The organism is Rhodoferax sp., assembly GCF_034520025.1.
In the GTDB taxonomy this organism is placed as follows: domain Bacteria; phylum Pseudomonadota; class Gammaproteobacteria; order Burkholderiales; family Burkholderiaceae_C; genus Allorhodoferax.
Genome location: NZ_JAXHNZ010000002.1, coordinates 1332723 through 1353635 on the forward strand (window position 1 = coordinate 1332723; position 20913 = coordinate 1353635).

The 20913-nt window shown below is 61.2% G+C and carries 23 protein-coding genes and 1 pseudogene; 14 read left to right on the forward strand and 10 right to left on the reverse strand.

From position 1 onward, the window contains the following. Together udk and msrA are read left to right on the forward strand one after the other, a co-directional pair. Complete coding sequence (gene udk, locus U5L73_RS14615; RefSeq protein WP_313873657.1) at positions 1-645, forward strand: uridine kinase; 645 nt, start codon at positions 1-3, stop codon at positions 643-645. Positions 646-695: 50 nt separating this feature from the next. Then, positions 696-1442 carry a peptide-methionine (S)-S-oxide reductase MsrA gene (msrA, locus tag U5L73_RS14620; RefSeq protein ID WP_322563024.1) on the forward strand — a complete coding sequence of 249 codons (747 nt, stop codon included), beginning with the start codon at positions 696-698 and terminating at the stop codon, positions 1440-1442. A 21-nt stretch (positions 1443-1463) separates the two neighbouring features. Here the strand turns inward: msrA and U5L73_RS14625 are convergent, their stop codons facing one another. Further along, on the reverse strand, positions 1464-2399 hold the full coding sequence (locus U5L73_RS14625) for a M14 family metallocarboxypeptidase (RefSeq protein ID WP_322563025.1): 936 nt from the start codon (positions 2397-2399) through the stop codon (positions 1464-1466). Between the two features lie 185 nt (positions 2400-2584). Between U5L73_RS14625 and U5L73_RS14630 the strand changes: the two genes are divergently transcribed. From U5L73_RS14630 to U5L73_RS14640, 3 genes are all read left to right on the forward strand, one after another. Next, positions 2585-3208, forward strand: coding sequence for a glutathione S-transferase (locus tag U5L73_RS14630; RefSeq protein WP_322563026.1), 624 nt, complete (start codon positions 2585-2587; stop codon positions 3206-3208). A gap of 7 nt (positions 3209-3215) precedes the next feature. Next, positions 3216-3776 carry a hypothetical protein gene (locus tag U5L73_RS14635; RefSeq protein ID WP_322563027.1) on the forward strand — a complete coding sequence of 187 codons (561 nt, stop codon included), beginning with the start codon at positions 3216-3218 and terminating at the stop codon, positions 3774-3776. 87 nt (positions 3777-3863) lie between these two features. Continuing rightward, positions 3864-4919, forward strand: a complete 1056-nt coding sequence (locus tag U5L73_RS14640; RefSeq protein WP_322563028.1) for an alkene reductase — start codon at positions 3864-3866, stop codon at positions 4917-4919. Between the two features lie 60 nt (positions 4920-4979). Here the strand turns inward: U5L73_RS14640 and U5L73_RS14645 are convergent, their stop codons facing one another. Then, positions 4980-5243, reverse strand: a complete 264-nt coding sequence (locus U5L73_RS14645) for a hypothetical protein (RefSeq protein WP_322563029.1) — start codon at positions 5241-5243, stop codon at positions 4980-4982. A gap of 166 nt (positions 5244-5409) precedes the next feature. Between U5L73_RS14645 and trxC the strand changes: the two are divergent. From trxC to U5L73_RS14665, 4 genes and pseudogenes are all read left to right on the forward strand, one after another. Next, positions 5410-5855 (forward strand): annotated as a pseudogene (gene trxC, locus U5L73_RS14650) (thioredoxin TrxC). Between the two features lie 87 nt (positions 5856-5942). Next, positions 5943-6680: a transporter substrate-binding domain-containing protein gene (locus tag U5L73_RS14655; RefSeq protein WP_322563030.1), complete on the forward strand. Its 738-nt coding sequence runs from the start codon at positions 5943-5945 to the stop codon at positions 6678-6680. A 293-nt stretch (positions 6681-6973) separates the two neighbouring features. Beyond that, positions 6974-7222, forward strand: a complete 249-nt coding sequence (locus tag U5L73_RS14660; RefSeq protein WP_313873666.1) for a hypothetical protein — start codon at positions 6974-6976, stop codon at positions 7220-7222. 11 nt (positions 7223-7233) lie between these two features. After that, entirely contained in the window at positions 7234-7863 is a 630-nt protein-coding gene (locus tag U5L73_RS14665) for a DUF938 domain-containing protein (protein ID WP_322563031.1), read from the forward strand. Here the strand turns inward: U5L73_RS14665 and U5L73_RS14670 are convergent. Beyond that, positions 7860-8465, reverse strand: coding sequence for a 3'-5' exonuclease (locus tag U5L73_RS14670; protein WP_322563032.1), 606 nt, complete (start codon positions 8463-8465; stop codon positions 7860-7862). The genes U5L73_RS14665 and U5L73_RS14670 overlap by 4 nt on opposite strands. 87 nt (positions 8466-8552) lie before the next feature. Here U5L73_RS14670 and U5L73_RS14675 point away from each other — a divergent pair, with 87 nt between their 5' ends. Further along, complete coding sequence (locus U5L73_RS14675; RefSeq protein ID WP_322563033.1) at positions 8553-8879, forward strand: DUF6172 family protein; 327 nt, start codon at positions 8553-8555, stop codon at positions 8877-8879. Positions 8880-9089: 210 nt separating this feature from the next. On the opposite strand, the gene U5L73_RS14680 is transcribed toward U5L73_RS14675, so the two are convergent. Next, complete coding sequence (locus U5L73_RS14680; RefSeq protein WP_322563034.1) at positions 9090-10652, reverse strand: sensor domain-containing diguanylate cyclase; 1563 nt, start codon at positions 10650-10652, stop codon at positions 9090-9092. 471 nt (positions 10653-11123) lie between these two features. Here U5L73_RS14680 and U5L73_RS14685 point away from each other — a divergent pair, with 471 nt between their 5' ends. Then, a complete protein-coding gene (locus U5L73_RS14685; RefSeq protein ID WP_322563035.1) occupies positions 11124-11768 on the forward strand; it encodes a DsbC family protein in 645 nt (214 codons plus the stop codon). Positions 11769-11771: 3 nt separating this feature from the next. On the opposite strand, the gene U5L73_RS14690 is transcribed toward U5L73_RS14685, so the two are convergent. Together U5L73_RS14690 and U5L73_RS14695 are read right to left on the reverse strand one after the other, a co-directional pair. Further along, positions 11772-12446 (reverse strand): YitT family protein, encoded by a 675-nt coding sequence (locus U5L73_RS14690; protein WP_322563036.1) that lies wholly within the window; start codon positions 12444-12446, stop codon positions 11772-11774. A gap of 73 nt (positions 12447-12519) precedes the next feature. Beyond that, on the reverse strand, positions 12520-13359 hold the full coding sequence (locus U5L73_RS14695) for a M90 family metallopeptidase (protein ID WP_322563037.1): 840 nt from the start codon (positions 13357-13359) through the stop codon (positions 12520-12522). A gap of 239 nt (positions 13360-13598) precedes the next feature. On the opposite strand from U5L73_RS14695, the gene U5L73_RS14700 reads away from it, so the two are divergent. Then, positions 13599-14417, forward strand: a complete 819-nt coding sequence (locus U5L73_RS14700) for a hypothetical protein (RefSeq protein ID WP_322563038.1) — start codon at positions 13599-13601, stop codon at positions 14415-14417. A gap of 22 nt (positions 14418-14439) precedes the next feature. Here U5L73_RS14700 and U5L73_RS14705 read toward each other — a convergent pair whose 3' ends face one another. Continuing rightward, positions 14440-15171: an SOS response-associated peptidase gene (locus tag U5L73_RS14705; RefSeq protein WP_322563039.1), complete on the reverse strand. Its 732-nt coding sequence runs from the start codon at positions 15169-15171 to the stop codon at positions 14440-14442. A gap of 68 nt (positions 15172-15239) precedes the next feature. Continuing rightward, positions 15240-16253: a ribosome biogenesis GTPase YlqF gene (gene ylqF, locus U5L73_RS14710; RefSeq protein WP_322563040.1), complete on the reverse strand. Its 1014-nt coding sequence runs from the start codon at positions 16251-16253 to the stop codon at positions 15240-15242. A gap of 169 nt (positions 16254-16422) precedes the next feature. Between ylqF and U5L73_RS14715 the strand changes: the two genes are divergently transcribed. Continuing rightward, on the forward strand, positions 16423-16995 hold the full coding sequence (locus U5L73_RS14715; RefSeq protein ID WP_322563041.1) for a hypothetical protein: 573 nt from the start codon (positions 16423-16425) through the stop codon (positions 16993-16995). Here the strand turns inward: U5L73_RS14715 and gshA are convergent. After that, complete coding sequence (gshA, locus tag U5L73_RS14720) at positions 16992-18533, reverse strand: glutamate--cysteine ligase (protein WP_322563042.1); 1542 nt, start codon at positions 18531-18533, stop codon at positions 16992-16994. The two genes, U5L73_RS14715 and gshA, sit on opposite strands and share 4 nt — an antisense overlap. Before the next feature lie 156 nt (positions 18534-18689). On the opposite strand from gshA, the gene U5L73_RS14725 reads away from it, so the two are divergent. After that, positions 18690-19922, forward strand: coding sequence for a diguanylate cyclase domain-containing protein (locus U5L73_RS14725; protein ID WP_322563043.1), 1233 nt, complete (start codon positions 18690-18692; stop codon positions 19920-19922). Positions 19923-19943: 21 nt separating this feature from the next. On the opposite strand, the gene U5L73_RS14730 is transcribed toward U5L73_RS14725, so the two are convergent. Continuing rightward, positions 19944-20855, reverse strand: coding sequence for an SDR family oxidoreductase (locus U5L73_RS14730; protein ID WP_322563044.1), 912 nt, complete (start codon positions 20853-20855; stop codon positions 19944-19946). Between the last annotated feature and the right edge of the window lie 58 nt (positions 20856-20913).

Below are 20913 nucleotides of genomic sequence, written 5' to 3' on the forward strand. Positions count from 1 at the left end.
ATGCCCCAAAAATCTAATAACAAACCTTTCGTGATCGGCGTTGCCGGGGGCAGTGGCAGCGGCAAGTCCACCGTGACGCGGGAGGTGTTGGCCTCTATCGGGCCGGGCATGGCGTCTGTGGTCTACCAGGACGACTATTACTGCGACCAGACCCACCTGGCGCCCGAAGAGCGGGTCAAAACCAATTACGACCACCCCGACGCCTTCGACTGGCCCCTGATGGTGCAGCACATGCAGGCCTTGCGCCGCGGCGAGGCCATCGACATGCCCACCTATGATTTTGTGACCCACAACCGCGCGCCTAGCACTGTGGTGGTGAACCCGGCACCGGTGATCGTGATTGAGGGCTTGTTTGCGCTGTTCGACCCCGAGCTGCGCAAGATGATGTCGCTGAAAATTTTTGTGGATACCGCAGCCGATGTGCGCTTTATCCGCCGACTGCAGCGCGACATCACCGAGCGCGGCCGCAGCACCGAAAGCGTGATTGCGCAGTATCTGGAAACCGTGCGCCCTATGCACAAGCAGTTCATAGAGCCCACCAAGCGGCATGCCCACGTGATCCTGCCCCACGGCGCCAATGACCCGGCGGTAGACATCATTACCACCAAGGTCAAAACCCTGATCCGCGATTTGGACCGGGGCTAATCCTTATCCTCTGGTGCCCGACCTGCCTGATCCACGATAAGTCTTGCACCATGAAACCCAGCCCCACACGCCGCTCCCGCCCTCCGTTTTTTTCATCGGTGGGCAAAGATGCACTCTTGTTGCTGGCAGTGGTGCTGGTCTTGGGCTTGGTGTATGCCACCTCTCCCTCCAAGGCGGACGAAGGGGTGGCCTTGCCAGCACCCTCGGCCGAAGTGGTAGCAGCGGTCGGTGATACCACCGCAGCTACCGACACAGCGGTGTTTGCCGGTGGGTGTTTTTGGGGGGTACAGGCGGTGTTTCAGCATACCCAAGGGGTACTGAATGCGGTGTCTGGTTATGCGGGCGGCAGCGCACAAGATGCCACTTACGACCGCGTGAGTGGCGGACGCACCCAACATGCCGAGGTGGTGCAAGTGCAGTTTGACCCGCGGCAGATCAGCTATGCGCAGTTGCTGCAGATTTTCTTTTCGGTGGCACACGACCCGACCCAGCTCAACGCACAGTACCCGGATGTGGGCCCTCAGTACCGCTCGGCCATTTTTTATGCTGCGCCCCATCACAAGCTGGCAGCGGAGCGCTACATCGCGCAACTCGGTGAGGCCAAGGTGTTTGAGGCACCTATCGTCACACAGCTGGAGCCGCTACAGGCGTTTTACCCGGCGGAGGCCTATCACCAGAATTACGCCACCCTGCACCCGGAGTCGAACTACATCGCCCGGTTTGACCGCCCCAAGTTAGACAACCTGCAGGCCTTGCTGCCCACGGTGTACCGAGCGCAGCCGGCACTGGTTCCTTGACAAGACCGCTGCGCGGTTCCCTCAGACCCCGGCCAACACGAAGCGCAGAGCGGCGTTAACCGCCTCTACCTGCGCGGCAATGCATTGCTCGGGGGTGGCGCGGGGGCTGTCGGGGTAAACCTCAGTGATGCTGGTGTAGCGCGCACCGGTGATGGCGGTGCACAAGCCCCAATCGCGCACCGGGTACTCGATGACCCCGGGAGCGGCCAATGGTGTCCCGATCAGGCAGCCCTGCGAATCGGCGGGGGCGATGTGTGTCACCTGCTCTACCGCTTGCACAATCGCTTGTTGAAAAGCGGGCTGGGGGTTGGCGCTGTCGTCCACCAGGTAGAACCCATCGGGAATCGTGCCCGGCTCAAAGGGCTTGCCGTCGCGCGCAGCGACGGCGGGGCGGTACTCGCTCTCGTCGGTGTCGGTGGTTTCGTGCAAATCGATGTGCGCGGCAAACTGTCCGTGTAACGGGGCTACCAGCGCCATCAATGCGGCGCTCTCCTGAGCGGGGCTGCTTGCACGGAAGCTGCGGTTGGGGTCCAGCGCATCAAAGTTCCAGCGCTGGATACGCTCATAGGCCCATGGACTCACGCAGGGCGCGACCAGCAGGTTCACCCGGCCGGCAAAGGCTGCGGCGTGGTCTGCGGCAAAGCGCAGCGCGCCATGCACACCACTGGTCTCGTAACCATGTACCCCACCGGTGACCAGTACGGTAGGCAGAGCACTACTCCAACTGCGGCTGAGCAGGGCCATTAGGGGGAAACGCTCTTCACCCTGCGCGGCATCGGCGCACACCACTTCGCCATAACACTCCAGATCCCACCGGTTGCGCAGCAGGTCAACGTCAGCCAACACGTCGTCGGCATAGCTGCGCTGGCGCACCTGGCGAGCGCGCCACTGTTGTACCTCGGCAGAGCCCCAAGGTTGGCCGGGGGTACCCAAGGGATAGAAATGGGGGAGGGTCATGTAGATGCTTTGGCAATAGAACTTGTTTGCTACGATTTTAATAGCTACTAGCGCACGTTATTAGAGCGCCAGAGGGCTTTTTGATGCCCTAGCCGAGAGTGGGCGTGCGGTCTGCATAGAATGCCCCGTGCGCTGCACTGCCAGTGTGCAGCCCCCTAATTTTTACCCCCTACAAGGACACCACCATGCCCCAACTGAAACTCAGCTACTTTGATATGCACGGTGGCCGCGCCGAACCGGTGCGCCTGGCCCTGCACATCGGTGGTGTAGCGTTCGAAGACCATCGCTTTGCCTTCCCTGAGTTTGCAGAGGTCCGCAAAGCCACCCCGTTTGGCCAAGTGCCCACACTGGATGTGGACGGCACCCGGTTCACCCAAAGCGATGCGCTCTTGCGCTATGCGGGCAAGCTCGCCGGCCTGTACCCCACTGACCCACTGCAGGCGTTGTACTGCGACGAGGTGACCTACGTGGTGGAAGAAGCCGGCGCCAAAATGGGCCCCACCTTCCGCATGAGCGGTGAGGAGCAAAAAGCAGCGCGCCTGGCTTTGGTCAATGGCTCTATGCCGGTGTACTTGGGCTGGTTGCAGCAGCGCCTGCAAGCCCAAGGCGGCGAGTATTTTTCCGATGGTCGCCTGACTGTAGCGGACCTGAAAGTGTTCATCGACGTGCGCGCGCTCAACTCGGGCCGCTTTGACCATGTCCCCACCGATTTGGTGGAACGCGTGGCCCCAGCGCTGAACGCACACATGCAGCGCATAGGTGAGACACCGGCCATCAAGACCTATTACGCGCAGTTTGCAGCCAAGTGAGCGCCGCATGCAGTTGATTGAGCGGCTCATGCCGCACTACCAGTTCAGCGAGAAACACCGCTTGCTCACCCGGGCCAACCCTGCCGACCTATTGGACGCGGTACTGCAACCCGGCGTCGGCGAGGACCCATGGGCACGCCGGTTCATCCAGCTGCGCGAGTTGCCTGACCGGTTGCGGGGTGCCTTGGGTGGCAGTAGCCGCTTGCAAAACCAGCCCCCTTTCGGGATAGACAACTTCACACTTCTCGGCCGCGATGGCGATGCCGAGATCGCCCTGGGCCTGACAGGCCGGTTTTGGCAGGCCGACTACGGTCAGTTGCCAGTGGCTGGTGCCGACGGGTTTGCGTCATTTGCCAAGCCCGGCTGTGCCAAGCTGCTGCTGAACTTCAGCACGCAAGCCGATGCCAGCGGCGGCACCTGGCTGCTGACCGAGACGCGGGTGTGGTGCACCGACCGTGCGGCCCTGCTGCGGTTCACCCCCTATTGGTACCTGATACGGCCGGTCAGTGGTTTGATACGCAAGCGCCTGTTGACGCGGGTGAGCGCGGCTGCCAGCGCGATTGCCTAACCTAAAAACCAGTAACCCCACGAGGGCCCGCTTATTGGTGCAGTGCCACACTCGCGCCCCTCGTTGTTACGTTTACAGGTTTAGAACATGCTTTTCTCCCCCCTCCAAGTCGGCGCGCTCACACTGCCCAACCGCTTCGTTTTGGCACCCTTGACACGCACCCGCGCGGGCATGGAGCACCTGCCCAATGATTTGATGGCCGAGTACTACGCCCAGCGCGCCAGCGGTGGCCTGCTGATCACCGAGTGCACCATGGTGACTGAGGGAACTTCTGCCTTTGTGGCCGAACCCGGTGTGTACTCCGAGGCGCAAATCGCCGGCTGGAAGAAAACTACGGACGCGGTGCACGCCGAGGGCGGCCGGATCTTCATGCAAATTTGGCACGCAGGTCGCGCAGCCCACCCCGGCATCAATAACGGTGCGCGCACCGTCTCCAGCAGCGCACTGGCTATTGAGGGCGAGATCCACACCCCAGAAGGCAAAGTACCCCACGTGGCGCCCCACGCGCTGACTGTGGAAGAGATCAAAGAAATCGTGGCCGCTTTTGCCCAAGGCGCCAAAAACGCGATGGCCGCAGGTTTTGATGGCGTGGAAGTGCATGGCGCCAACGGCTACCTGATCGACCAGTTCTTGCGCGACGGCTGCAACCATCGCACCGACGCGTATGGCGGCTCGGTAGAGAACCGTGCACGTTTCTTGTTCGAAGTGCTGACTGCAGTGAGCGATGCCATCGGCTCCGACCGCGTGGGTGTGCGCCTGTCGCCCCTGAACAGCTTCAACAGCATGATTGACAGCGACCCCGTGGGCCTGACAACCTTCTTAGCGGACAAGCTCAACAGCTTCAAGCTGGCTTACCTGCACATGATGCGTGCAGATTTCTTCGGCGTACAAAAGGCCGACGTCATGTCGGTGGCGCGCGCGAACTACAAGGGCGTGCTGATCGGCAATATGGGCTACAGCGCTGAAGAGGCTGAGCAAGCGATCAAAGACGGGAAGCTGGATGCAGTGGCTTTCGGCAATGCCTACATTGCCAACCCGGACCTGCCGGAGCGCGTGAAAGCGGGTGCCGCGTTGAACACGCCTGACAGCAGCACCTACTACACGCCCGGTGCCAAGGGCTACACCGATTACCCCACGATGTAAGGGGAACCCCGCGCCCCACCCGGCCAGCACAGCCGGGGTGGACGCGTGGGCCGCGAAGGCTTACAGGCCTTCGTGGCGGTCTGCGGCGGCAAACAGGTCGAGGGCAAAGTCGGGGTCCGACTTCTGGATGCTGGCCGCAAAAGTGCGCAGCTCTTCAGCCTGTTCCAGGCGGGTCTGGCCTGCACCGGATGTGCGGCCAATAGCGGCTTGGCTCAGAGCCACCACCAGGTTTTTGCCGGCTACCCACAGCGCCTGCAAGGAGGCGCCCACCGTGGGTTGTGCATCGCGGGGCAGAGAAATGCTGTGAAGAGTCGTGCTGGCCATGGTGGGCTCCTTTAAGTAAAAACAATTGATGTTGCACCGCAGTATAGGGTTAACCCTAGACTTGATGCAAGGGTTAACCCTAGTACCCGTTGTTTCTTAGGGCGAAACGCCTAGGCCCTGCGCCTCGGGTGCTTGAGTTTGAGCAGGGTGCCGCCAGTTAGCCTGCATGACAGAAGCACTCCATATCGTTTGCCCCCACTGCCACACCACCAACCGGGTGAAGGCAGACCACATGTCCAATGCGCCCGACTGTGGCAGCTGCAAGGCGCCGCTGTTTACCGGCAAGCCGACGGACCTGAACCACCGCTCTCTTTTGACAAACATTTGCACCGCAGCCACATCCCGCTGCTGGTGGACTTTTGGGCGCCGTGGTGCGGGCCTTGCCGGCAGATGGCGCCCGCCTACGCCGCTGCTGCCCGCCAGTTGGAGCCGCACATCCGGGTGGCCAAAGTGGATACCGAGGCCGAGCAGTCGCTGGGTGCCCGATTCCAGATCCGCAGCATTCCCACCCTTGCGCTCTTTGTGAACGGCCGCGAAGTCGCCCGCCAACCAGGGGCCATGGGGCAGGCCGATATCGTGCGCTGGGTGCAAATGCACTTGCCGGTGAAATAGCCCGCAACGCCGGCAAGGCTGTGTATAGTGGCCGATATGGGCTCTACACTTTGTCCCGGCGGAAGAACCTGTTGGCTGCGCATTGCAGTGAGCGCAGCTTTGGCCATGGGTGCAAGCCTCAGCCATGCAGTGTGCTCGCGGGCCATCATCGTGCCGGCTGCGCCCACGGGGTTCAATGTCAAGGTAACTGACGACGGGGTATCCGGCGTCTACCCCGACTGGCTGCGAGAGGTCAGCCGCAAAGCTGGCTGTCAGCTCCAGTTTCCGGTGGTACCACGTGCCCGTGCAGACTCCATGACGTTTGTCTCCCAGCAAGCAGACGTGTTAACCCCGGCCTCCCAAAACCAAGAGCGCGACCAGAAGGCGCAGTTTGTTCACTTGGTGAACCTCACGCCCAGTGTCATTACGCTCAGCAATGCACCCTCACCCCCCAAAGACCTTCGCTTGCTCACAGAGCGGTCCAAACTGCGTGCAGCACTGGTCCGCGGCTACAGCTGGGGCGATGAGTACGATGCCCTGGTGCAGAAGCTCATCGATAGCAACCGGGTGGACTTCGTCAATGATTTGGCGACCGTAGGCCGCATGTTGCGTGCGGGTCGGGTGGACTTCACCATATTGCCGCCCACTCTGCTGTACTCAGCTCTGCAAGCCACGCCAGATGCATTGACGGGTGGCGAATTTCGTTTCAGCACAGTCGTGGGGCTACCCAAATCCCGGGTAGGCGCCTACCTCTCACGCCAAACGCTGTCCCAAGCCGACCTGGACCTCCTCAGTAGCACCATGATCAAAAGCGCGCGTGACGGCAGTTTGCGCGCTGATTTTTGAAAAGTACTACCCGATAGAAGTGGTCGCCGCAGACATTGTGAACAATTAATTAATAAAAAAACTTACCCCAAGCGTCTGTGGGCTCTTGTGTGGATAAGCGTGTTCACAAGCCGCAGAACCCGCGTCACCATTGGCTTTGACAAGCATGCCCAAAAATGAGGCAGTCTGTGATGCCTTGTTTTTAAAGGCAAAAAGGTGTGGTAAGTGGTGCCGGCTGTCCAGCCCGTGAGGCCACAGAACCTGCGATGAGGTAACCTCGCCGCCTCACTGAACGACACCACCAAGGATTTTTTATGAAAAAACTCAACGTCACCATCAAGCTGGAAATGTCGGTACCCGATGACTGGGCGCTGGTAGAAACCTCTGAAGGCACCCCGGTGCTGAGCTTGCCCAACGGCCAGTTCCTGGACATCGCCATTGAGCCTTTGTTTGCAGCCGATCCTGAAGACACTTGGAGCAGCACCGAAAGCGAAGACGAACTCAATGACATTCTCGACATGGTCGAGAGCGAAGAAGTCAGCTACGAATTTGTGACCCACTAAGCGATTGCTCTATGGCGCAACCCGACCACAGCCCGTCTGCCGAGCGCAACAAGCACCCGATTTTGGAGGTGCTGCAAGCCCTGCTGCCTGCCAGCGGCAGGGCGCTGGAGATTGCCTCAGGCACAGGGCAACATGTGGTGTGGTTTGCGCAGCACCTGCCGCAGTGGACTTGGCAGCCCACCGAGGTGCACCGCGGTGCGCTCTACAACATCGAGGTGCGCGCCACCGAGGCGGATTTAGCCAACATCGCGCTAGCCCGGCAACTGGATGTGTGCCGCGAACCCTGGTTTGCAACCGTTGCGGACTGGGCGGGCCCGTATGACCTCGTGCTGTGCATCAATATGATCCACATTGCGCCCTGGGCCTCGTGTGGCGCCTTGATGCGAGGTGCCTCTGCCTGTTTGGCACCCGGCGGTGTACTGGTGACCTATGGCCCGTACTTTGAGGCCGGAGTTACCCCCACGCCCAGCAACCTTGAATTCGACGCCAGCCTGCGGGCGCATGACCCGAGCTTTGGAATTCGTCAGCTAGCAGACGTGGAGGCTGAAGCCGCCAGCGCAGGCCTGTACCTGCAAGCCCGCCATGCCTTACCTGCAAATAATCTGCTCTTGGTGTGGACCCGCCGAGGCGATGGCGCCTAAAGGCCTAAGGCGTTAAAAACGCGAATTGCGGCGTAGGCGTCGTTGGCCGCGTAGATGATTTGCGATTCACTCAAACGCGGTGCCGCCCAGTTACTGGTAGCGGCTTTTTTGCTTTTGATAAAGCGTTGCGCAAACAACACCGCTACTGCGCCTTTCACCCCCATGTCTTTGCGATAGCCCCGGGCGCGAAACACCTCGTTGAGTTCCAGCACACCTTGGGGCTCTACACCCAACTTGTGCAGAATTCGCTTGCGATCGTCCCCCAAGCCGAACCCGGCTTTGGCAATACCCGGCAGGGCCATCAGCTCTGCCGCTACCGCGCGACACTCCGGGTCTTGCAACTGAAACACCCACGCCCGCTCGGGGGTTGAGAGTTGCAGTACGTGGGGTCCATCAGAGGCCTCGCCCACCTTGAACGTAGGCTTGGACTCGGTATCAAAGCCCCACGCCCGCGCTTGACGCAAAGCAGCCATCGCGGCACGGGCTTGTGTACCTTCGTATACGAGTTTGATGCGGTCCAAGCCCAAGCGGTCGAACTCGGGGAGCAGTGCAATAGCGTCTTTATCGGGAGTGGCGTGCTGTTCGCGGGGGTTTTGTTGCATGGGGCGTATCATCGCCCACCTGCCACTGGTTGACCTCACAGTTTTGCCCGCAGCCCACAGAGCGGCGCGGCGCACAAGGATTTCCCCATGAAAAAGACATTTCCCCTCCACGTTGAAGGCAAGCACCCCGATCGCCTATTGGACGCCACCAAACACGAGATCCGCAAATACATGAAGCGCGAACGCAACCGGGCGCTGCCCGAGGGCGTAGATTTTTGGGACTTTGATTGCCGCTTTGGCGCTACCGAGCAAAACGCCGTAGTGGCCCATCCGGCCGAGTTGATCGGCCTGATCGACGCGGCTGCCAAAGAAGGTGGCACCCAGTTCTATATCGAAATTTTGGCCAAGCACGGAGTACGCAAGCCGCGCGACCCATCGGCAGGCGCCACGATTGCCAACTTTTTGGAAGAGTAAGGCCGGGGCTAGCACACTCAGCGAGCCGATTCACCGCGCGCGGGGCAAATAAAGTTGAAAAAAACTTACCCCTGTCGCCTGTGGGTTGCTGTGTGGATAAGCGTGTTCACAAGCCGCAAAATCCGCACCAGGCTTAGCTTTCAACACGACGCCTAAAAAATAGGCAGTCTCACAACCCCGTTTTTTACGGGGTTTTTTTATGCTAGAGCGCTACTGCGCCTTGGCGGTGCGGGTCTGCCCCTTGCCCGCAGACTTGGCGGCGTACATGGCACTGTCCGCTGCCAGCATGAGGGTTTTCAAATCCGAGCCGTGGTTGGGGTACATGGCCAAGCCAATGCTCACACCCAGGGGCACACTCACCCCGTAATACGGCTGGCACAGGACATGCACCAGGCGGTCGGCCGTCTGCAGGGCATCCGCTTGGCTCACCCCATCGAGCAACACAATGAACTCATCCCCCCCGATGCGGGCCGCGACATCGGACGCCCGGATGGTGTAACCGATGCGCTGCGCCACAGTTTTGAGCACCTCGTCACCAATCGAGTGACCCAAGGTGTCGTTGACCTTTTTGAAGCCATCGAGGTCCATGGCCAAAAGCGCCAACTCACTGTGGTGCCGCATGGCGCTCAAAATGCTGCGCTGCGCGAGCTCGTCAAACAGCAAACGGTTGGGGAGCTCGGTCAGTGCATCGTGCTGAGCGAAAAACTTGACTTTGCGCATGGCATCCGCCGCCTGCAGCATGGCGGTGCCCACAGCTTGGGCCTCTTGCAACTCAAGGCTGGGCGGGCTCACATCTTCCCCGCGCCCGAGTGCGAGCGCCGCGTCATTGAGCTGCTGAACCGATGACATGACCTTGGCCCCTGCCCGCCGCGCCAGCCAAAACCCCAGCCCCAAGGCCAGCACCAAGCCAAACAACACTTGAGCGAGCTGGGCAAACAGGTCGTCATACAGGCTGCGCTGCGGTGCTGCAGCCACCACCGTCCAGCCCCAGCGGTCTGAGGTGCTGAACCCGGTGAATGCCGGCACATTGTCTTTGGTCACCGACTCCAAAAAGCCGGATGAATTGCCGTCGATTGCCTGCTGCACTCTGAGCCCGACCGGCTGGCCAATGAATTTCAAGGGGTCACGCGAGCGGCCCACGATCGTGCGGCTCCGGTCCAGCACCGCGATGAGCCAGCCGTTCGGTAACGGGCGCTGGGCAATAAGGCGATTGATGTAATCTGGCGTCAGGCCCATGTTCAGGCTGTATATGACCCTGTCATTGACCACGACCGGCACCCCGATTGCCATGATGTGCGCTTGCGTGGTTACGCCCTTGAAAAGATCAGTGAGCACCGTCTCGCGCTGGGCAAACACCTGCTGAAGCTGAGCCGGCGTGCCAGTTTTTGGCAAGACTGCACCGTAGGGGAACAAAGTGTTGAGCGCTTGCAGGCCGTTGGCGTCCGTCAACACATAGTTGAGCGCCATGTCGGGTGCCAGGATGTTGTTGGTAGCGTGATGATGAAAGCCCTTGAGATCCCCTCGCGCCAACTCAGGCGCAGTGGCCATCACCTTGAGGCCGGACTCGATGGCAGCGAGCTCCCGCTCGATCTCCGCCTGAATCGCACGCGCCAAGAGCACGGTCTGTTGCTCAAACCCCTCCCGTTGCAACCGGTAGTTGCTGTAAGCCAACCAAGCGCAAATCAGCACCGTGGGCAGCACACTGAAGATGACCAGCATCCGCAGCGCACGCCGCAATGACACACTGCGCAGCACACGTATCCGGTTTGGCATGAAATGGCCGTCCCGCGTTGTAGTTAATCGTTTTCCTCTGTGTGCACTATGGCAGAGGACGCATGTCAGAACAACTACAAGGAAAAAAACTTACCCCATTACCGTGTGGGCCACGCTGTGGATAACCCTAGGCACAAGCCGCCAAATCCGCGCCAGCATTGGGCTGCAACACGATGCCTATTTTTTAGGCAATTTCAAATTTCGCGAATAAGAAAAAACGGCGTTTTGTCAATGAGGGAAAGTTTTGTGTTAGCACTTGCGGTGAATCGGTGTAGACGTGAAAAGCAACGCCCTGGAAGCCAGAATTACCCCTCAAAACTGTGCGCCACTCTGTGGATAACTTTGTTTACAACCGACAAAACCCGCACAAACAGGGGCTTTGGCACCGTTGCCTGTAAAGTAGTCACTGCGGGAACCAATGCCGCTTTTCACGACTCTACACGCGCTAAAACTTTTACACGCTGCAACAACATGACCATCAAGTCCCTCTCGTCTTCTGCCCTCGCTTCGCCTTCACTGCCCCAGCGCAGCCGCCTGCACCTGCTGGCACTGCCCGCCTTGTTGGGCTTGGGCGGTCTGGCCGGTTGTGGCGACAAGAAAGACGAGACGGCAGCGCCCGCTGCCAAATCCACGGCACTGAGCCCTGCGCAGGCCTACGACAAGATTGCAGCAGAGGGCAAAGGCTTTACCGTGGGCGCGCTCATGGCGGCCAACCCAGCTTATGTGCTGTTTGACCCCCAGTGCCCGCATTGCGGCCATTTGTGGACAGCGTCGCAAGCGTTGCTGCCCAAGGCCAAGTTTGTGTGGATTCCGGTGTCGTTTATCAACGGCAAAAGCGCTCCGCAGGGCGCTGCAATATTGACCGCCGCCAACCCCGCCGAGTTCATGGCCGCGCACGAGGCCTCACTGCTCGCCGGCAGTGGCGGCACCCCATTGCCAGCGTCAGTACCACCGGAGGTAGAAGCCATCATCAAAGCCAACACGGTGTTGTTCAATGACCTAGCTGCCGAATCGGTGCCCTACATGGTGGCCAAGAATGTCAAAACCGGCCAAGTGGTCGCCAACGCGGGGGCCCTGCAAACGGCAGCATTGGCTGAGTTTTTGGGCGTGAACTAAAGGCTAAAGCACCGCGTAGCGGCCCGGGCGGTGGTTGACCGCAATAAACAGGTTCATCACCACTGCGGCCAACACCAAATAGGCGACCCGCACCGGGTCAACCACGGTGAGTGCCAGCGGCACGATGGTGCAGTCCATGCCCATTTGCACCATGCCGGCCCGCCAGCCCCGTGAACGCTGTAGGTACAGCGACACAATCGTGGCGCCTCCCAGACTGGCCCGGTGTCGCGCTAGAAACAAGCACCCCGAACCCAACAGCAGGCCACCCAGCACGGCCGCATAAGCGGGGTGGAGCCGCTCGATGGCAAACAAGCGCGGCGACCACTCAGCCATGGCAGACAAAAAACTGATGGCCACAAAGGTTTTGATGGTGAACTCGCGGCCCATGCGCTGCCAGGCGAACCAGTAAAACGGCAGGTTGATCAAAAAGAACAGTTTGCCCAGGCTAACGCCGGTCGCATAGTGCAGCACAAATGCCGCACCCGCCGTGCCGCCGGTCAGCAACCCGGCCTGGCCGAACAAAATCAGCGCAAGGCTCACGAACAAGGTGCCGGTAAAGATGGCCTGCGCATCCTCAAACCAAGTGTGCTGCTGCACTGCCCCCTGCAATGCGGAGGGCAGCTCAACCGGCCCGCGCAGGGGCTTTTCGGGGGCTTTGGGGGGTGTGGACGTCGACATAGGCTTCGCGGAGCAAGCATTGTGCCGTGCCGGCCCGAGGGCATGTTGACACGCTGCTTACCAGGCCTACCGCTTACCAGCTGGAGGGATCCACCTTGAAGTAACCCTGCAACTCGCGGTAGAGCGCGGCGTCGTAGCTGCGCAAGGCCGCACCTTGCTCAAAAAAAGCTTCGGTAGCGACCGAGAAAAACTCCGCAGGGTCTTGCGCGCCATAGTGGTCCAGCAGCACCTGCTCGTGCATGAAGGCCTCGCCTTGCAGGCGCTGGAAGGCGGCGGTGAACACTGCCTTCCAGCGGGCGGGGTGGTGATCCGCATCACCGGGCAGTGGCAATGGTGCGCCGATCGCCTGGCCGTTTTCCTGGTCGAGTTGATGGGCGAATTCGTGGATGACGACGTTGCGGCCATCGTGCGCATCGGCAGCGCCTTGGAGCACGTCTTGCCACGACAGAATGACCTGCCCTTCCGACCAGCTTTCGCCGGCCAAAGAGCGCTGCTCGGCGTGCTGCACACCCGCCGCATCGGTGTGCTTGCGCTGCACGACAAAGGCAGCGGGGTACAGCAATATCTGGCGCACTCCGGCAAAGTAGTCCGCCGGCAGCCCCCGAGTGCGGTTGAGCAGAAGCAGGCAGGCATTGGCGGCGACCACGACCCGCATTTCTTCAGTTACCTGCAAACCATCGCAACCGATAAAGGTTTTTTCGGCCACAAAGACCTGAATATGCTTTTTGAGCTGCAACTGCAGGTCTGCCGGCAAACGGGCAAACAAAGGAACGCGCTTGCGCAGATGTTTGCGCCACCCGGGCGGGAACGGTTGCTGCTGCAAGCGCTCGCGCCGCCAGCGCGTCCAGCGCGGATACCCCAGCAGCCCGATCAGCAGCAACAAGGCTGCAAAGCAAAAAATCAAAAAGGCCACAAGGTCTCCGTCAGCGGCGTTGCACCAGCGAGATAACTGGCGCCTGTCACCACTTTTTCAAGCACAGATGTCGGTGCGCAGCATGGGCACTTGGCTTTTTTGATCTGTGTCATTTTCGGGCGCTACACTATTCTTCAAATACAAGGAGCGTAGAGATGCTGCGACTCTGCAAAACACTAGCCGTCGTTGGCCTATCACTTACCGTGTGGCTGCAGCCTGCAGCTGGGGCGACATCGCCCATGCAATATATCTACCCGCCCCCCGAGAGCGGCTCCGATGTGCGCATGCATTTTTACTGGGATGTATTGCAGCTCGCCCTGGAAGAAACACGCCCCAAATGGGGACCATTCCAGATGCAGCCAGCTCCCAAAGTCATGACGCCTGCGCGCGCAGAAATGCAGCTGAGCAACAGCCAAGACATTTCCGTCATGGCGCGCACCACCAGCCAAGAACGCGAGCGCAAGCTATTGCCCATCCGCTTGCCCCTAGACAAGGGCCTGACCGGCTACCGCCTGTTTTTGATCAAGGAGGCGAATCAGTCCGCTTTCAGCGGCATTCGCAGCACCAGCGAGTTGCGGCAGTTCACCATCGGGCAGGCCGCGAACTGGATCGATGTGGACATCTTGCGCTACGCCGGCCTCGAGGTGGTCACCGCCCCGACGTATGAGAGCCTGTTCCCCATGTTGAGCGCGGGGCGGTATGACCTGTTTTCGCGCGGCGTGAACGAAATCAGCGCAGAGTTGGCCGCCAACATCGGCAGCTACCCCGACCTCGCGGTAGAAAGAAAGCTGCTGCTCTACTACCCCCTGCCCCGATACTTTTTCTTCACCCGCTCGCCCGAAGGTGAAAAGCTGGCCCAGCGGGTCGAGGAAGGATTGAAGCTGTTGATGCGCAATGGCAAGTTCCAAAAGCGCTATCTGCTCTTCAAGAAAAGCATTCTCGCGGACCTGAGTCTCTCGGGCCGGCGGGTGATCCGCATCGCCAACCCCACGCTCTCGCCCGAGACGCCTTTGGCAGACAAAGAGTTGTGGGACACGTTAGAGACCGAGCTCCGCTGAGCCCGGCCACAGCCTCCAGCGCCTAAAACAAAGACAAGTTTTCTGGTGGAGGGGTCTGGGGTTTAGCGTTGCGCGCAGCCGCAGGCGCCGCACGCGGCACTGGGGCCGGCTCAGCGTGCATCTGCTCGGCGGGAAAGCGCGTCATGAACGCCATCGCCTGCTGCGGGCTGGCGTGCAGCCAATCGGCGTAATGCTCGGGTGGCACGATCACCGGCATGCGCTTTTCATCCCCGGGGCGGTGCATTCGCCCCATCACCGGATGGCCATCCGCATTGACCGTGAGCAAGGTAAAGCTGTCGGCCTGCTCACCGCTGGCTTTGTCGGTCCAACGCTCCCACAGGCCGGCTACCGCAAACGGCGCTTGGTCGTGCATGGCAATCCGCCAGCGGGTTGCCCGACCGCCCTGCATGGCAGCGTCTTCCCAGCAGGGTTCAAAAAAGCATTCCATCGGCACCAGCGCCCACTGGCGGGCTGCCCAGGCGTGGCGAAAACTGGGCTTGATCGCCACTGTTTCACTGCGGGCGTTATAAGTGCCCCGGGCCAACTCACGGGCGTGGCGGGCGTCTTTGCTCCAGGGAGGCACCAGCCCGAACTGCGCCAGCTGCATCGCTGCCCCACCGGAGCTGCGCACCACCACCGGGGCGTTATAGCTGGGGAAGGTTTCTGCCGGCCAGCCGGGGGCAGCCGGTGCCACTGTGCCCAAGCGCTTGTCTAAAAAGTCAGTCCGGGCGGAGGGAATGAAGTTAGTACACATCGAGTAGTTGCTATAGAAATCATAGCTACTAGCGCAGGTATATCGTGCGCCACATGCCTATTTGACTCTTATTCGACCTCAGGCTCTGGCGCAGCACCTTGGCCGGCGGCGGCCTCCCGCTCGTCGCTATGGCGGGGCTGTGCCGGGCGCTTGACCTTCTTGAGGCGGATGAGGCGGGCCATCTCGATGGCGTCTTTTTTCATCTGGCGCTCGGCATCAATCTGCTTGCCCTCGGCCAGCCACTGGGCAAACTGCTCGGGCGTCTCCAGGGTGATGCGGCCCAGCACCGCACTGCGGAAATCGTGGATCACGATCTCGGCGGCTTTGTTCAGGTTGATGCGCCCGCCCGATTGCAAAGCCCCCCGCTTGCGGCCGATGGCGTCCAACAGCTGCTCGTCGGTTTGCCCGGCCACACCGGTGAGCTTGTAGCGCGCCTCCAGCGTGCCGGCGTAATGCTGGCGCAGGTAGTCCAGCAGTTCGAGGGCGACTTCTTCCTCATCGAAGGCGTTTTTGCCGATGGCACCGCTGGCCGCCAGGTTGTAGCCGCTCTTGGCCACGATGATGCGTGGCCACAGTACGCCGGGGGTGTCGTAGAGGTAGAAGTCGTCCGCAATGGTGATGCGCTGTTCGATCTTGGTCACCCCAGCTTCGTCGCCGGTTTTGGCGGCGCGCTTGCCCTTGAGGGTGTTGATCAGCGTGGACTTGCCCACGTTGGGAATGCCGCAAATCAGCACCCGCATGGGCTTGGCCATGCCACCCCGGTTGGGGGCCAACTCATGGCAAGCTGCCACCAGCGCCTTGGCGGGGGTGGTCATACTGGCATCCAGCGGGAGTGCGCGCACGCCAGGCATGGCGTTGTAGTGCGCCAGCCAGAGCGCGGTGCGCTCGGGGTCCGCCAGGTCTTGTTTGTTGAGCACTTTGAGCGCGGGCTTGATCGCCGTCAGCTCGGCCAACATGGGGTTGGCACTCGACCCGGGCAAGCGGGAGTCCAGCAGTTCAATCACCACATCGATCTCTTTGATGCGCTCTTGAATCGCCTTGCGGGTCAGGTGCATATGCCCCGGGAACCACTGAATTGCCATGCCGTGTGTCTTTCTGCCTGTCGCTAAACCCTGCATTGTCCCGTATGTGGCCCGCGCTTGCCGCCTAGGCGCGCGCCCCTAGGAAAGAGGCCCGATTTAAGGTGCCTTCACTAGGGGGGATCTTGAGAATCAGCGAAACCTTTATTGCATCTACTTTTCAGGAGCCGCCATGCGCACCACGACCCTCACTCTCGCCACCAACGACCTGATCACCACCTACGGCAACACCGCCAAGAACGTGATTAATGCTTACCGCGTAGGCAATGCCCGCGCTGCCAACTACGTGGAAAAAACCTGGTCTGCCGCTGTGCAAAAAGCTGGCAAGCGCATCAGCGGTGAAGTTCGCCGCAACGCGCTCAACGCCCAGAAAAAGCTCACCGGCTACTACGTGCAAGGCGTGACCTTTACCACCGACGGTGCAGACGCTGCGGTAGACAAAGCCGTTGAGCTGGCCGGCAAGAGTTTGGAACAAGTGGCAGTGAACGCGACCCGTTTTGAGCAAACCACCGGTCTGAGCACACTGGGCACCGTGGCCAACGCCGCAGTGCCTGCCGTGGTGGCTGTGAACAAAGTAGCCGCCAAGCTGGAAGCCAAAAGCGGTGACCTGGCCATTCGCCTGGCCGGCTCGAAAGTCAAAGCCATGGCTGCAGGCGCCAAGCGCGTGGTGAAAAAGGCAGTGCGCAAGGCCGCCCCCCGCGTGCGCAAAGCCGCTGCTGCTGCAGAAGCAGCAGTCGCGGTTTAAGCAGCTGCCGTGCTGCGGCGCCCCGCCAGCAAGCGATGGGGTGCCAAAAACTCTTTGAGGTAGACATCAAACGGCATGGTGTCTGCCGCCTCGATGGCCCGTTGGTCGCTCCACGACACTGCGGACTCTTGCTCAAAAAGAGCCTGCTGCTCGACAGACAAGGCCTGCGCCAGCATGGCATCCCGCGTGCGGTTGCTCTGCGCCAGCACAAAGGCTGCGAACGAACCGCCATGGTCTTTTTGCATCGCTTGCAGCACCCGGGCCGATGGCAAGGTATCAGGCTGATCGAGCCCTACCGCCGCAGCCCTCAAAGCCTCGGTGTACAGGGTATTGCCGTGGGCCGCGTCTAGCGCTTGGGCGAAGGGCTGCATCTGGGCCAAGAGGTCGCGCCCCCAATCCACCAGCGTCACCGGCTGTCCGTCGCGCTGCAATAGCAAACCAGGTTGGCGGCCTCGCTCGGCCACGTCTTGTTGGTTGCGCGCCAGCGCTGTGATTTCGGCGGGCGAATCGTCCGGGCTGGCGGTGCCCAGGCTGTGCAACAAAAACACATCAATGAAGCGCATGGTGCTGCTGTTAATGCCCACCAACTCAAAAGGATCGAGATCCATCAGCCGCACTTCCACATATTCGACGCCGCGCTCGCGCAGCGCATGCAGTGGTCGCTCGCCCGGAAACGTGACCCGCTTGGGGCGGATAGTGCCGTAGAACTCGTTTTCAATTTGCAGCAGGCTGGTCGCCAACTGGCGGTAGGCTCCGTCGGGGCCCTGCACACCAATAGCCTCGTAGGCCGGGTAGGCTTGGGTTAACGCGCCCTGCAAAGAGTGGCCGTAGCCCTCCAGGCTGTTGTAGCTCACCGCGAGCGACGATTGCGCATCGCTCTGGTAGCCCAACCGCCCCATGCGCAGCGAAGTGGCATAGGGCAAATACATAGTGCCCGCGCTCAAGGGCTGTAACTGGTGCTGGCGGCCCGCCACAAAGGTAGAGCACACCGCCGGCGAGGCGCCGAACAGATACAGCAGCAAAAACGCATGGCGGCGGAAATTGCGGATCAGCCCGAAATACGCTTCGCTGGACACATCCGGCATCGACCAGTTGTAGTGAATGCCCGAGATGGTTTGCATGCGCCGGCCATAGCGGTTGCCCAAGCCCATGCGGTACACGGTTTTGGAGCGGCCCACATTCGAGCTGCCGTATTGGCCGAGCGGAATCGCGTCGTCATCCGGCAAACAACACGGCATGCTCGATACCCACAGCCGCTCTTCGCCCATGCTCTGCAGGGTAAAGCGCTGCACATCGGTGAGCTCTTGCAGGCAGTCTTCAGGCTGGGCGTGTACACCGGTGATCAGCTCCACCTGGGACTCACTGAAGTCGGTGGTGATGTGCGGATGCGTCAGGGCCGAGCCCATGGCCGTGGGGTGCGGCGTCATTGCCAAACTGCCGCTGGGCAGCGCACGCAGGCTTTCTTTTTCCAGCCCGCGGCGGATCCCGCGGAGCCGTTCGGGAGTCAGGGCGCTGAAGGCCTCTTGTGTGTTATCCATGACCAAAGGCCCTTCAGAAATCAAACGGGGGGCAAAGGTACCACAGGCGCATGAAACGTGCAGAGCAGCGGTTTCCCCCGGCATGAGGCCCTAGGCAGCGTTGTTTCGGGCCATTTCAAGGCTTTGCGCTTTGGCACAAACATGAATAATGGCGCTATGGGTGTCACCGAAATCATCATCTGGTCATGCTTGCTTGGGGGCCTGCTGACCTTGAGCTGCGGGGCCGTAGGCGAAATCTTGAGCGACAACAACCCGGGCGCCTGGCGCGCCTTGTCTTATGTGCTCGTGCTCGGTGGCTCCGGCGTGGTCGGCAGCGGGCTGCCTTTGGCCTTGTTCCCCGACCTCTCACCCCAGACGCTGCAAACGGTGCAGAGCATCATCAGCCCCCTCAGTGGTGCGCTGGTGCTGTGGTACTTGGGGGGCTGGCTCGGTGTGGCGCTGGTCGACCGCATGCTCTATGTCACTATCAACTGGGGCGCTGCAGCCATGGTGACTGTGGCCGCCCTGCAGGCGCTCATTGGCCTGGGCCTTATCAGCACCGGCAGCCTTAACCCCTTGTGGATTTCTGCAGTGGTGTGCACCACTGGCGTCTTGTTTGCGCTGCATGCCAGTGTGCGGGCCTACCGGCTGGGCGACGACCTGGCCCGCTGGATGGCGGTGGCGTGCGGCTTTCTGGCGGTGATGGTGGTCGGGCTCTACACCTGCGCGCTGTGGCCTACAGCTGTTCCGGTCGGTGGCAAAGCCGTGATTGCACTATGCGCGCTGATTCACTTTTTGATGGGCATCCGCTTGTCCATGCGGCGCAACCAGGCCAACAGCCGGCTCAAGCGGCGCGCCAGCGACACCATAGGTTTTGACCGAGCCACGGGCCTGGCCACCGGCTCGGTACTGCTTACCAAGGTGGACGATGCCCTATGGCGGGCTGAGCGCGCGGGCGTGAGCTGTTCCGTGGTGGCGCTGCATTTGCGGAATTTGTATTCCATGAGCGAGTCGGCCGGGCACGCCATTGACCAGCAAATACTGACCGCTGTGGCAGCCCGCGTGCGCAGGGCGGTGGGTTTCCGATATCTGGTGGGCCTGTACCACCCTCGCTGCTTTGTGATGGTGATAACCCATGCCAACCGGCCCCAAGAAGTAGACCGCATGGTGTTCAGGCTGAAGGCACTGGTGTCCAGCCGCCTACTGCTAAGTGATCCGCAAGCGGGCGGGCACCACTTTCAGTCGGTGTTTGGCTTGGGCGTTTCGCACTGGGTGCCCGGTAGCGCATCCGCGCAACAGGTGCTCGACGACACCGAGCAGCGCGCCTTGGCCCAGGCACAAGCAGAGTCTGCGCGCGAGGCTGCGTCCACCGGCTCTGCAACCTTAACCGCCGCCAGCCCGCTGGGCTAGGGCCAGCGGACTGGCCGGCCGTTAACCGGTCAAGTGTGACAAAGCGCGAGTCACTTCCTGGCTACCCTGGGCAGCACCACTCTCAGGCACCATATCGCCCGCCCGGTTCAACACCTGGCGCAGGTTGGCGGCCAGGGTTTCTGGCGCTTGCGCATCCAGCCCGATCCACGCGCCTTGGGTGAGCGTGATGTGCGCGGCCTCCACACTGCCGGCACCAGCACACAGCGTAGTGCGGGTGGGCGCGTCCTCAGACACCAGAACCAGCATGGCCGGCACCACGGCTTCGGGCTTGAGGGCTTCCAGCACTTGCGGCGGCATCAGGCCCTCGGTCATGCGGGTGGCGGCGGTAGGGGCCAGGCTGTTGACGTGGATGTTGTTCTTGGCCCCTTCCAGCGCCAGGGTTTGCATCAACCCCACCAGCGCCAGCTTGGCAGCGCCGTAGTTGCTCTGGCCGAAGTTGCCGTACAGGCCGGAGCTGGAGGTGGTCATGAGAATGCGGCCGTATTTCTGCTCGTTCATGTGCGGCCACACGGCTTTACAGCAATGCACTGCGCCCATGAGGTGCACGTCCACCACGGTGCGGAAATCGGCAATCTCCATTTTGGCGAAGCTCTTGTCGCGCAGGATGCCGGCGTTGTTCACCAGAATGTCCACCCGGCCCCAGGCATCCACGGCCTGCTGCACCATGGCCTGCACCGCCTCAAAGTCGGTAACCGATGCACCGTTGGCGATAGCTTCGCCACCCGCCGCGCGGATCTCGGCCACCACCGACTCGGCGGCAGAGAGCGAGCCACCCGAGCCATCGCGCGCGCCGCCCAGGTCGTTCACCACCACTTTGGCGCCACGTGCGGCCAGGGCCAATGCGTGTTGGCGACCCAAGCCGCCGCCTGCGCCCGTTACGATGGCCACGCGGCCGGTGAAATCTAATGCCATGCTGTGTCTCCTCAAATGGTTGGGTCAGGCTAAGGGCAACTCCGTAGGCCCGTAGTCA